10 protein-coding genes and 1 pseudogene are annotated in these 11,906 nt (G+C 40.5%); 3 read left to right on the top strand and 8 right to left on the bottom strand.

The features are described from left to right. The first annotated feature begins 80 nt into the window (after positions 1 to 80). From QQ041_RS19910 to QQ041_RS19900, 3 genes are all read left to right on the top strand, one after another. Positions 81 to 1,337, top strand: a complete 1,257-nt coding sequence (locus tag QQ041_RS19910) for a phosphoadenosine phosphosulfate reductase (protein WP_171388193.1) — start codon at positions 81 to 83, stop codon at positions 1,335 to 1,337. After that, positions 1,327 to 1,965 carry a ParB/RepB/Spo0J family partition protein gene (locus tag QQ041_RS19905; protein ID WP_171388194.1) on the top strand — a complete coding sequence of 213 codons (639 nt, stop codon included), beginning with the start codon at positions 1,327 to 1,329 and terminating at the stop codon, positions 1,963 to 1,965. Before QQ041_RS19910 ends, QQ041_RS19905 begins: the two co-directional genes overlap by 11 nt. Before the next feature lie 216 nt (positions 1,966 to 2,181). Beyond that, positions 2,182 to 3,480, top strand: a complete 1,299-nt coding sequence (locus tag QQ041_RS19900; protein ID WP_237300755.1) for an aromatic amino acid transporter — start codon at positions 2,182 to 2,184, stop codon at positions 3,478 to 3,480. A 493-nt stretch (positions 3,481 to 3,973) separates the two neighbouring features. Here QQ041_RS19900 and QQ041_RS19895 read toward each other — a convergent pair. From QQ041_RS19895 to QQ041_RS19860, 8 genes and pseudogenes are all read right to left on the bottom strand, one after another. Then, positions 3,974 to 4,191: pseudogene (locus tag QQ041_RS19895) on the bottom strand (IS110 family transposase); the annotation flags it as partial. 77 nt (positions 4,192 to 4,268) lie between these two features. After that, entirely contained in the window at positions 4,269 to 5,102 is an 834-nt protein-coding gene (locus tag QQ041_RS19890; RefSeq protein ID WP_285954897.1) for a DMT family transporter, read from the bottom strand. 10 nt (positions 5,103 to 5,112) lie between these two features. Beyond that, positions 5,113 to 6,387 (bottom strand): opine metallophore biosynthesis dehydrogenase, encoded by a 1,275-nt coding sequence (locus QQ041_RS19885; RefSeq protein ID WP_285954896.1) that lies wholly within the window; start codon positions 6,385 to 6,387, stop codon positions 5,113 to 5,115. Beyond that, complete coding sequence (locus tag QQ041_RS19880) at positions 6,384 to 7,172, bottom strand: nicotianamine synthase family protein (protein WP_285954895.1); 789 nt, start codon at positions 7,170 to 7,172, stop codon at positions 6,384 to 6,386. Before QQ041_RS19880 ends, QQ041_RS19885 begins: the two co-directional genes overlap by 4 nt. Before the next feature lie 20 nt (positions 7,173 to 7,192). Continuing rightward, positions 7,193 to 7,960, bottom strand: a complete 768-nt coding sequence (locus QQ041_RS19875; RefSeq protein WP_237300751.1) for an ABC transporter ATP-binding protein — start codon at positions 7,958 to 7,960, stop codon at positions 7,193 to 7,195. After that, positions 7,960 to 9,021, bottom strand: coding sequence for an iron ABC transporter permease (locus tag QQ041_RS19870; protein WP_285954894.1), 1,062 nt, complete (start codon positions 9,019 to 9,021; stop codon positions 7,960 to 7,962). Before QQ041_RS19870 ends, QQ041_RS19875 begins: the two co-directional genes overlap by 1 nt. After that, entirely contained in the window at positions 9,014 to 10,021 is a 1,008-nt protein-coding gene (locus tag QQ041_RS19865; RefSeq protein ID WP_237300749.1) for an ABC transporter substrate-binding protein, read from the bottom strand. Before QQ041_RS19865 ends, QQ041_RS19870 begins: the two co-directional genes overlap by 8 nt. A 438-nt stretch (positions 10,022 to 10,459) precedes the next feature. Next, on the bottom strand, positions 10,460 to 11,050 hold the full coding sequence (locus QQ041_RS19860) for a winged helix-turn-helix domain-containing protein (RefSeq protein ID WP_237300748.1): 591 nt from the start codon (positions 11,048 to 11,050) through the stop codon (positions 10,460 to 10,462). Between the last annotated feature and the right edge of the window lie 856 nt (positions 11,051 to 11,906).

Genomic DNA, 11,906 nt, shown 5'->3' with positions numbered 1-11,906 from the left:
AAATTAATTACCAATAATTAATTTATAAAAGACACGGGATTTATATATTTTTATTTGAATATTAATAAATTGGCGGACCTATGATTACCAAGGGCAGAAGAAAAGGTTCCTTCTCTCGAGACAAGATTCAGCTGGATTACAATGTGCTCGAAGGAGCGCGCCAAAGAATATTGTACCTTCTCGATAACTTTAGCCACTTTTATGTCTCGTTTTCCGGTGGGAAAGATTCTGGTGTTCTTTTAAATTTAACTATCCAAGAATCAAAAAAACGTGGTCGATTACCTGTTGATGTACTCATTGTCGATTTCGAAGCCCAATACCATGAAACTCATGCTTTTATTGAGCGTATGGTACTTCGTGGTGAAGTAAATCCATACTGGGTTTGTTTACCGCTGAGCTTAAGAAATTCAATTTCACAATTTCAGCCTAAATGGCTTTGTTGGGATCCTGATAAGGAAGCGCAATGGGTCAGAGAGATACCACAACATGAAGGCGTGATTTCCGATCTGGAGTATTTCCCGTTTTTTAAAAAAGGTATGGAGTTTGAGGATTTCGTCTTTAAATTTGCTCGTTGGTACCAACAAAAGAAAGACTCGCCAATTGCTGTGCTCATTGGTATACGAGCGGATGAGTCTTTACATCGTTTTAAAACCATTAAAAATCGCGCCAAAAAGAAATTAGATGATAAATATTGGACGACTCAAATGCAGAGCGATGTCTACATGGCTTACCCTCTTTATGATTGGAGAACTCCAGATATTTGGATCGCTAACTCGCGCTTCAATTGGGATTACAACTGTATTTACGACTTAATGCATAAGGCTGGCGTTCCTCTTTCACAGCAACGGCTTTGCCAACCTTTTGGGGATGAGCAAAGAAAAGGGCTTTGGTTATATCAAATTTTGGAGCCTCATACCTGGCAAAAATTAGTAGCCAGAGTTGAAGGCTGTAACTTTGGCGCTCGGTATTCAAAAAATCAGGGCCGTATCCTTGGTTATTATCGCTTTGAATTACCACCGGGGCTTAGCTACCGGCAATACAGTAAATACCTTCTAAAAACTATGCCGCCACATGTTGAACAACACTATCGTGATCGAATTTTTAAATTCTTACAATGGTGGCGTAAAAACGGTCCTCAAAAAGGAGTGACCTGCATCCCCGATTACGCAGAGAGTAAATTGGAATCTAGGAAGCAAGTTCCTAGTTGGAGAAGAATTTGTAAAGTACTGATTAAAAATGATTATTGGTGCCGAGGACTCTCTTTTGGGTACAACAAGTCCTTAGCAAAGCAATACCATGCCCTCTATGGAGAAGAGAGTAATACTAATGAAAAGTGAGCCTATTCTAGCTTATCAGCATCGTCCCAAGAAGCCTTTGAAATCTATCAATCACTCGAACAAACAAGTAATTGATAAGGTAGCAATTTACAATAAAGCCGCCAAAGTACTCATCGAGCTTATTCCTGATTTACCGCCGGCTTGTCATGTTGAAATGCTTCCACTTGATGAAATAGAAGCTAACCAATACAACCCGAATAAAATGGCGCCTCCAGAAAGTAACCTCCTAAAAACGTCGATGGAGAAAAATGGCGTAACTATGCCTATTTTGGTCAATCGTTTAAAGAATGCAGCGAAAAAATACGTCGTTATCGATGGCTTCCATCGTTATCAATTACTGTTAAATAACCCAGAGTTACAAGCCTTAAAAGGTTATATCCCCGCAGTGGTACTTAATTTACCTGAAGAAAAGTGTATGTCGGCATCTGTTCGTCATAACCTTGCGCGAGGCTCCCATCAAGTAGAGCTCACTGCAGACCTTATCATTCAGCTTAAAGAAATGGGTTGGACGAATAACAAAATTTGTTACGAACTTGGGATGGACCAAGACGAGGTTTTACGATTGCAGCAGGTCACAGGCCTGGCTGCAGCCTTTAAAGATCAGGATTTTTCCCGCTCATGGGAATAATCCTTTAGTAAGATGAAAACCAAGACGAACTTTATTCTGTTTAAGTCAGATTATGTGCCTAATTTAGTATGTAATTATTATTTTTTTCTAAGATTTAAGCGCTAGAGTTCAGATTCTAGCGCTTTTTAATAGTCATCCCTCAGAAGAATTAGATAGAACGGATGGGGTGATGTTCATACATAAAAGCAATGTCGGACTAATGAAAGGTAACCACTTATGGATAGTACAAAACAGGTTATGGACAGTGCAAAACCAGCAATAACAACCAAGCCGCCTTCACTTATTGGAGGTGCTTGCATCGTCGCATGTATTTGCGTTGGTGCTGGTATGCTTGGGCTCCCAGCCGCTGGGGCTGGAGTCTGGACCATCGGGGCTTTAATGGCTTTGGTTTTCACCATGATTATCATGACAACCAGTGGTTGTTTATTACTCGAAGTTTTAAAAGATTACCCTTACCGGTCATCTTTCTCTTCCATAACGAAAGATTTGTTAGGTAAAGAGGTTAATTTCTTTAATAACCTAATGATTTACTTTGTTGGGGGGATCTTGCTGTATGCCTATATCACCTCTTCAGGACTAATTTTGAATGAATATTTTGGTATTGCCCCCCAACTAGCCTCCATCCTTTTCGTTTTTATCTTTTCCGGGCTAGTTTGGCATTCAACAAAAATGGTCGACCGTATTTCGATTGTGCTAATGCTTTTTATGATCATTAGCTTTAGCTTTGGCACCGTAGGCCTTTGGTTTAATGTTAATCTCAGTACTTTGCTTGATACTGCTCATCTGAAATTTGAGTATGCGCAATACGTTTGGGTCTTTTTCCCCATTGCCTTGACTGCGTTTGGGTACCACCATAGCGTCTCAACATTACGAGATTACTACCGTGAGGAAAGGCTCGCACAAAAAGCCATCATAGGTGGAACGATCATCGCTCTTTTTACTTACACCGTTTGGTTAATGAGTATTTATGGGAACTTACCAAGAGTAAGTTTCGGACCTATCATTGCCGAAGGTGGCAATATAGATACTTTACTCATTAGCCTAAAAGCAGTATTAGCAGAAGAGACGTTATCAAATGTCATTAGCGCTTTTTCCGCGGCCGCTATTTTGTCGAGTTTTATAGGAGTTGGCTTGGGGGTATTCGATTTTTTAGCCGATTTATTCCAATTTGATGCCACTTCGAAAGGCAGAACCAAAACTTGGGCGGTCACATTTATTCCGCCGTTGATTTTCTCTCTTCTCTTTCCTTTCGGCTTTCTTGCTGCAATTGGTTATGCTGCATCGGCCGCTGCAATTTGGGCATGTATAGTACCGGCCTTGTTAGCAAGGAAATCGAGGCTGCAAGTAACCTCTCACAATTTTGAGGATAATGAAGAAGGTCATAAAAAATCAAAGCCTTACCAAGTACCGGGAGGAGAGTTGGTGTTGGTTGGTGTATTTATTTACGGTGTGGTCATCATTGTGATCAATATATTAGTTATGTTCGAAGCACTGCCCGTTTTTGAGGGAGTTTAACCTTAATTACTTAAGTGGCACACCGTGCCACTTAACTACCCGCATTAAAACTGGTTTTGTTGCGTCATTTATTGAAACTAAATTCAGAACCTACGATCTGCTCAGCTACATTCACACTCTCTCGTAGCCTTATTCCTAAAATTCTTCAAAAAAACAACTGATTGGGTTCAATATAACTAATCACTCATTAACCGTGGTTCTCTGACCTTTTAGATTGATGAAGATGCAGTATGGCTGGGCGCAAAGTAAGTTGTAACATATATCCGAACTATTTCTAGGTCATCTGTGCGACCTGCGCCATGATGTATTCCGCTCCTTAGTGTCTATTCAAAGCCACGGTTTCAATGAACTTGTTACGTAATAAGATTGTCGTAAGGGTAGTTCATCGTTTTTCATCAGCTATTGTACTCAGTTGCGTATTCAATAAGTACCTTTTCAATTACATAGGCTTGAAAGGCGATTAACGTCGTACTCACAATCAGTGACTAAAACATGCCGAAAACTGCCGACCATTCTGAAATGTTTTCACCAGAACTAACTTCACTAACAATCGAAGCAGTTAAGATCGGGTCAAAGCTAGGGATATTCTTAATCGCCTTGTCACTCGGACTCTGTTGGCTCAGGTGTAGTGATGCACTGAATTTTGCCGCTAATGTTGATAAAGTCACAGTATAAGGTTTGCAGTAAGTTTCTCATTACGTGGGATAACTCAGTTAAATCAACCACCACGAAGGTTTATCTATTTGGGCTTGTTTTATATACAAGGAGCCATTAATTACTAAAGTGAGCTATTGTTTCTTCAAAGAAAGGTATATACATGCGAATACAATAGTGATGCTGCCTAATGCCGTCATCCAGCCTGGAATCTCATGCCAAAAAATAACCCCCCAAAGTAAGTTGAAGACCAGACCGATATAGCGGGTGACTGCAACCACTCCAGCATTTTCATGACTGAATGCTTTTGTTAAAAAAACTTGCCCAATCAGTGATACAACACCAATGGCAATCAGATAAATCCAGGCAAGGCCCTGTGGTATCACAAACTCATCTTTCATTAAGTAACCTGATACCAGCATAGCAGTGAAAAGAAAGTAGAAAACAATCTCGTAAATATGGTGGGTCTTGCTTAGGTGGCGAATAGTAATAGAGGCTGCCGCTGCGAAAAAAGCACTTGCTATCCCTGCTAGTGCGTAGAGATTAAACGTGTCAAAGTTAAAAGGATTAACAATTAAAGCGACTCCGACTAAAACGAGAGGCAAAAGGAGCGCCGCTTTTCTAGGCAGCTTTTCGCCTAGAATCAGGCTGGAAAGCAATATAACGAAGAACGGGGACAGGTAAGCCAAAATGATGGCATCCGTTAGAGGCATGTGGGCAATGGTGTATACAAAAGCCAGCAGATAAAACGCCCCAAACAGACCTCGGAGCAGAAGCAATGGAATACCTGTGGTAGAAAACCTGATATTTGTTTGCCACATTAACCACGAAATCAGAACCGTTCCTATGGCGCTTCGAAAGAAGACAATTTCAGAGCTAGGAATCGTTAAGCTGGCCGCTTTAATAAGTGCGTTCATAACACTAAAAATAAAAGCAGAAAATATAGCTAACGTTACACCGTTACTCATGAGTCTCTCTCTAAAGCTCGTTTGCTCGGCGTACCCACTTGAGGTATTTTTGCGCTTGAGTGTGACATTCTTCAATCAAGAGGTTAGGGAGTTGAGACTCTCTTAACCAAGATTCGAACATGCCTAATACACGGTTGATGCTCGGTAATGCAATCCCATGTTCTATACCCAATACTTGAAGCCAGTAAAGAGTCTGTATATCTTCTCTGGGTATTCGAGGTAAATACAATTCGCCTTCCTCTACCTTGCCTTTGGTGTAGGGCACGGCAGAGAAGTCGAAGTAGCATCCATTGGTATCCGGTTTAGAAAAAGGATCTATCAGAATCGCACTATATCGTACGTAAACTAAATATTCCTGCTCTATTGGTGTGAGCGACATGAATTGTTTAATTTGACTACGATGGATGGTTTCTGGATGCACAGGGTAGTTGTCATCATTGAGAAATTGTAACAAATTAAATGGTGTTCCGTTAAAGTGCAGCATCAATCTTGATATATCGCGCCATAGTTCAACCAAAGTGTGAATGGTTTCGGTTGTGATCGGCCCCTCAGGGAAAAGTTTGTACATGTACTTAACTTCTCTCGTCTCACTTAAGATATGATTGAGCGAGAATGGTGTAATGAAAAATGCGGGGTGAACGAAAGAGGTAATGTTTCGTCCCTCGACGCTAAATCCATTTTCCAACTCGACAACTGCGACACTGACATCTACTAAAGTTTGAGCCAACAGATTCAGGACTGCACATTCAGCTTGACTGGAGTATGCATAAATACGTTTTTTTACTGCTTTTGTAATGACACGAACCCCAGCTTGTCCAGTTATGAATTTAGTGGCTGCAAAGTAATTGGAAAACACTAGCACATTAGGGGCTAAACTCAGCTCTGCAAAAAAACCTTTTACAAGCTGGTGCCCTCCAAATAAGGATGAAATGAGAACCACTATTTTTATAGTGCTTAAACAAGATTTGGGTAAAGCTACCAGAACATCTGCATAAGCATGAGATGGTGTGACTATAACTAATGTATCCCATTCTCCACCTACTGCTCGTAAATCTTCAAAAATAGCATCAAATATCACTTGTCCAGCCAGTGGCTCCAAAGAGGGTTTTGCAGCAATAACATGTGCAATACTTTCGTTGTGTAAACTTTCGAACATGGCTTTCCAGCGCTCGGATGAGCGGTTTACTAACCCTAATTGTTCGCACTGGTTTTTAAGGATTTTTGCTGTCTGAAATGCGGCTGGACCTGTGCCTACGATTAATACTTTTCCTAATGAAGCCGTCATTCTGCTCGCTCCATCAAAACGGTATCATATATAGCTGTATCGTTTGGGATCAGTTTTGTTCCCCATCCTTCAATGAGGTTAGGGTTAAAAGGGTAATTGAATGCGGATTTCAAACCGTTGCCAAACCGGACTAAGATACGGTGAGAGCGGTTAAGGTGGGGTTGAAGTTGCTTAAGTAGTTCCCATTTGTGTTCTACTAAAGATGCGATTACGACATGGGTTGGTCGAAAAGAGACGAACTCAGTAATTAGATCTTTGCAGCTAAAAGTGGTCGACAAGTGAGATAAGTCTAGTTGATTAGCCATCGTCACTGCTTGCTCATCAATATCGAGGCCATGAACTACAGCACCGGTAAACTGAGATATAGTGAATGCAGAAATCGGATACGAACCAGAGCCGATAAACAGCACTCGTGAGTTGTTTCCAATCCCTGCGTTCTTTAGTTCAATTTTGGTGTTTTCAGACAGTTGGTATAAATATTCACTGAGATTGAGCTGATGCTCTCTGGCACATTGGGATTGATGCTTCTCCAACATACACAAGGCTTTTATGGTAGTTTCACGAAGTTGTTTAATTCGACGGTCATGCTCAGGGGCAACCTCCAACTCTTTGCTAATGGCCTGAGGTTTTTCTTGCAAAATCCAAGAAGATAATTCATCCAGCTTCTCCTGCAAAAGGGCAAAACACTCACAATTTTCAAGACTGTAGTGCGTCAGAGCTTGGATCTGAGATTCAAATGTAGATATAGCGATTAATAATTGATAATGCCTGTTAGTCATTGTCATAATAAATTCCAATTACGCTTTTAATCAGTGTCAAGGATCCGAATTGGGGTGACGTGAGTATGCCCATGTACGCAACAACCTACGTTCACCTGAACCTGATATATCTGGCTGAGCCTTTCAGAATCGAGCACGTCTTGTGGTTTACCACTGTGTTGTACGACGCCATCACTAAGCAAAAGAAGGTGGTCGCAGTACCGAGCTGCAAGAGAGAGATCATGCAGTACTGCAATGGTGATGATACCTCTTGCTCGTGTATATTGACGAACAAGGTCTAAAATTTGAACTTGATGCCTAAGATCTAGGGCACTTGTTGGTTCATCTAAAAGCAAGACGTCGGGCTCAGCAACCAGCGCTTGTGCCAAGGAAACTAGCTGTTGCTGACCGCCACTGAGCTGAGAAAACTGTCTTGGAGCGAGATTTATCAGACCTAAATAGATAAGGATGGATTCTGCTTTTTGTTCTTGTTCAAATGTGACATTCCAGCCCAGCTGATGCACAAAGCCAAGCAACACAAACTCAAAAACAGTTAATTGACAGGATGATTTGTTGAGCTGACACAGGTACGAGAAGGCGCTAGGTGCTAACTTTTTTCCGTCCCCTCCACTGGAATTAACCTTCCCATCAGAAGGAATAATGCCCATGACGGCCTTGAGTAAGGTCGTCTTTCCTGCACCATTTGGGCCTAAAATAGCAGAAAATTCTCCGCCCCAAAAGTGCGCTTCTACCTTCTCCAAAACGAGTTTTCTTCCTACGGTGACGGCGAGATTATCTATTGAAAGTGACTTCATTAGATAAACCTCCTGCTTATTAGAAAATAAAGAAGTATCGGGACACCTATCAAGGATGTGACGATACCAATTGGAATGATAGTGCCTGGTACGATCAACTTAGCAACAAGGGACGAGGTACATAAAAGCAACGCGCCCATCAATGCGGCCAAAGGTAAGTAGAAACGCTGATCTTCGCCGACTAATATTCTTGCGAGGTGAGGGGCTACTAAGCCAATGAAACCAATGGTTCCGACAAACGACACTGCGCCCGCAGTTAATAAGGAGCAAAGCAGAAACATCTGTAGCCTTAACTTGCTTGCCTTAATCCCCAAAGCCAGTGCGCGATCTTCGCCCGAAGTGAGGGCGGTAAGTGCCCACACTTTCGACAGCGCAAAGAATAAACTGAACATGAAAACGACTCCTGAAACAAAGAAGGACAACCAACTCGCTTTCAACAAACTGCCAAATAACCAAAAAACAATTTGTTGTAGCACCTCTGGTGACGCTAAATATTGGGTTAATGACTGGAGAGCTTGGAAAAAGAACAGAACGACAATACCCGATAAAATGAGTACTTTGGCGTCCATATTTCGACTCTTACCAATAAGGTAGATCGCTAGGCTCGCTAATCCAGACGTCAAAAACGCGGCAAACGGCACGCCTAACCAATGCAAACCAAACACTGAAAAACCGGTTAATAAAGCCATGGCAGCACCGAATCCAGCAGCGGCGGAGATGCCAAGGGTATAGGGGCTTGCTAGGGGGTTGGCTAGCAGGGTTTGCATCAGGCCGCCAGCGAGGCCGAGTGAGGCACCAACCATGATACAGGTGAGAGTGATGGGGAGCCGAAGTTGCCAGACGATGAGTGTTGATAAGTTGTCACCAGAGGGGCCACCAAGGAGAGCTTCAAGAACTTGCTCAACACCGAGCCACGATGATCCAGTACCAATATCAAACAAAGCGGAAAGGCTCATCGCCAGAAAGGTGACCAGCAAAATCTTACTCCGCTGCTTCTGCATTCGTTGATAAATACCGCCGCTGGAATTAAGGTTAGACGTCATTTTAATGCTTTTATTCATGGTTTACTTCCACCTGAATCATGAAAGTGCCTTTGAGCGCTTGCGGCATGTAGTTCTTAAAAAAATTTTGGTGTAATGTCTTAGGTTCAATGTCTTTAAATGCTTCTGGGTAAATCGACTTCGCTAGGTATAATAAGAAGACGTGATCGTAAATAGTACGAGTTCCTGAGTGGTACATACCGTAAACGTCACCATTTTGAACCGCAGTGAGTTGTTTCCATCCAGGACGGTTTAGGTATGGGCGGTATCTAGCCTGCACTTCTTCCATTGTGCTGTCGAAGCCAAGCAGTGCGCTGTCGCTATGCTTAGCCCAGTGGGCTCCGGATATAAAGATTACCTCTGGATCTTGACTCAAAACATATTCGGGCGTTAGCTGAGCAGAACCTTCAAACATCCCACTGGCGATATTATCGGCACCCGCCATGTTCAAAAGGTTGCCCCACATTGTCGTTGAGTAAGATTTACCGTATTCACTCGGCCCACCTGTACCCGCTTCAACATACACACTGCGTACTTTTTTGTTTTCCAGATGTTTCATAACACGTTGTTTTACCAGGTTAATGGCGCTTTCGTATTCTGTTGCAATAGTCTCTGCGCGCTCTTCTGCGCCCATTACTTGACCTATAATACGTGCACTAGCAACGTGGTTTTCAAGCGTTTGAGCGTTGAAGTCCACAACTACAACTTTGATGCCACTCTTTTCAAGGATTTCAACTTTTTCATCAAGAGCCTCATATTGCCATGCCGCAATAAGCGCAACATCTGGCTTAGTTAATAAGAGCTTCTCGAAATCAAAAGTACCAGTGTAAAGAGAGCCTGAATCGATAATCGTTTCTAACTCTGGAATGATTTTTTTATATGTTGCCCATTGAGATTGACGGTAATCTTTCCAAGAATTTTTTGGGAAAATAGCCACTTTTTTGTACGCATCTGGTCCCACGATGGCCAGATAGTCTTCAAAATAAAACCCTAGGAAAATATTGCTTGCTGGTTTTTCCAAATCTATCTCCCTTCCGAGTACGTCCTTGACGTGAATCGAAGCAAAAGCCTTGGTAATACAGCTCAAAGCCAAAATTGCAATGCTGAGGTATTTCAAGTAATAACTACAACTACATTTCATTGATATTATCTCTAATTAATAAAACACAACTCACATTAATTGTTATGTTATAACGTTTTAAATTAATTATTGATAATTAATTCCAAGGAAGTCGGAGAGGCAAAGCTTGAGGTGAATGGCCATTTTATTTTAAGAGAGTAGGACTGTGCCTTAGTATATAGGTGTCATTAACTATAAAATTATTTTGAAAAATTTTTTACCTTGTTGTTAGAGAGTGATAAAGGGTTGTACGATTTACTTAATTACCTTAAATAAATCGTACACTAGAGCCAGTGATTATATGTTGTACTCTTTAGCATAATTATAAATGACGAGAGATTATGGAACCGTCTGAGAGGCTGCGGTAAAAGCGACTTGTTTTTCAGAAGATGTTAAGATTAATTCTAGTTCATCTTTTTTAGTTAAACATATTTGACTAGATTGATTATTGACATTTACATTGACAATCTCGAATTCATGCCAGAAAGAGAAATAACCACCTATTATTATTGTAATTAAGATCGTTGAATAAATACTCCAAAATGCGTATTTAGGGTAGTGATTTAATTTTATCTGTTTAGGTAAGTCTAGCGAAGCTTCAGATTCAGGGATATTAAGTTTGTAACCTTTTCTTGGAATATTAACGATTTTGATATTATCAAGTTTTAAGACTTTTCTTAGATTAGTAATCGCAACTGGTAAAGAGTTGGAACCAATGATATCCGGGCTCCCCCAAGCGGAAATGACCAACTCTTCTTTGGTAGAGATGAGCTTATCATTCTTAATGAGAGTCTCAAGTATACAACTCTCAGGTGCTGTGATAGAAAATGATTTTTTATTACTAAGAATTAATTCTGCGCCTGATTCATTACGTTGTAATAAACAGTTTCCAATAGAGGCGTTTAAGTTTTCAAGTTTTGGTCGTAGCATAACTTTACCATCTAATATGACATCATCAGTGAAATTTGAAGTTAGTTCCCCCCGTCTTTTGATGATGATTTCAAGTTATCAACAAGGAGATGAATGTAGATTATAATTTATTTGGTATAAATGTAGGCTAAATAACCATAGATTATAATGCTAAATACTTACACTCCAATTAGTTATTAGAGGTTTCTGAGTTGTTTTTTATTGATGGATCAAGGATATACCAAGACATTCTCGGGGAGATAAAGAAGTAAAAAGGGCTAAGTTTCATCATTTTAATCTCCTTTCTTCGTGTGACAATAATATTTAAATTAATACATATATAGATACTAATCAAGAGACATTATTCTATTTTTTATAAAAAATAAATATAGAGTAATTGCTTGGTTTTGGCACGATTTAATGAGTTTTTATACAAATCAGTGAAGAGAGAGCCGGACACAGGTGAAGTTCTACGATTACATCAGGGTCACTGAAACTTCTAAAGGTTTTTTATCAAGCGTGGAAGTCGCTCATTTTGATGAAAATGGCAGCTCGATACTTGGCAAGATGTGAATAATTTATTATTTAATTAGTTTTTGTGACGATAATCAAGTAAAAGGTTCCGATACGCAGTGAATGTAGTTGTTTAACTCCTCACCTGACAACTACATTCGTATATTGGAGAAAATTTAGCTTGAGGTTACATTTGCTTGCAGAATTCCTGAACTATTCTTGAACAGACCATTGAGGTATCTTTGACCTTTATAATTGAAGGCAACTACAACCCCATTATAATTAGTACCATTTTTAGCTAAATCAGTACAACCTGTTGCTTCAGCATTAACAACGTTATAGTAAAAATTAGATTTCGTTGCAG

Origin of the sequence: Vibrio sp. TMPB1044, assembly GCF_030442075.1 — a bacterium.
Classification (GTDB): Bacteria; Pseudomonadota; Gammaproteobacteria; order Enterobacterales; family Vibrionaceae; genus Vibrio; species Vibrio satsumensis.
Note: the sequence above shows the minus strand (reverse complement) of the source record. Positions and strands in the feature narration are given on the sequence as shown.

Bases quoted from the DNA above. Each gene is read 5' to 3' on its own strand.
- QQ041_RS19875 (WP_237300751.1), bottom strand. From the start codon at position 7,960: ATGAAGTCACTTTCAATAGATAATCTCGCCGTCACCGTAGGAAGAAAA.
- QQ041_RS19860 (WP_237300748.1), bottom strand. From the start codon at position 11,050: ATGCTACGACCAAAACTTGAAAACTTAAACGCCTCTATTGGAAACTGT.
- QQ041_RS19890 (WP_285954897.1), bottom strand. From the start codon at position 5,102: ATGAGTAACGGTGTAACGTTAGCTATATTTTCTGCTTTTATTTTTAGT.
- QQ041_RS19910 (WP_171388193.1), top strand. From the start codon at position 81: ATGATTACCAAGGGCAGAAGAAAAGGTTCCTTCTCTCGAGACAAGATT.
- QQ041_RS19905 (WP_171388194.1), top strand. From the start codon at position 1,327: ATGAAAAGTGAGCCTATTCTAGCTTATCAGCATCGTCCCAAGAAGCCT.
- QQ041_RS19900 (WP_237300755.1), top strand. From the start codon at position 2,182: ATGGATAGTACAAAACAGGTTATGGACAGTGCAAAACCAGCAATAACA.
- QQ041_RS19885 (WP_285954896.1), bottom strand. From the start codon at position 6,387: ATGACGGCTTCATTAGGAAAAGTATTAATCGTAGGCACAGGTCCAGCC.
- QQ041_RS19870 (WP_285954894.1), bottom strand. From the start codon at position 9,021: ATGAATAAAAGCATTAAAATGACGTCTAACCTTAATTCCAGCGGCGGT.
- QQ041_RS19880 (WP_285954895.1), bottom strand. From the start codon at position 7,172: ATGACAATGACTAACAGGCATTATCAATTATTAATCGCTATATCTACA.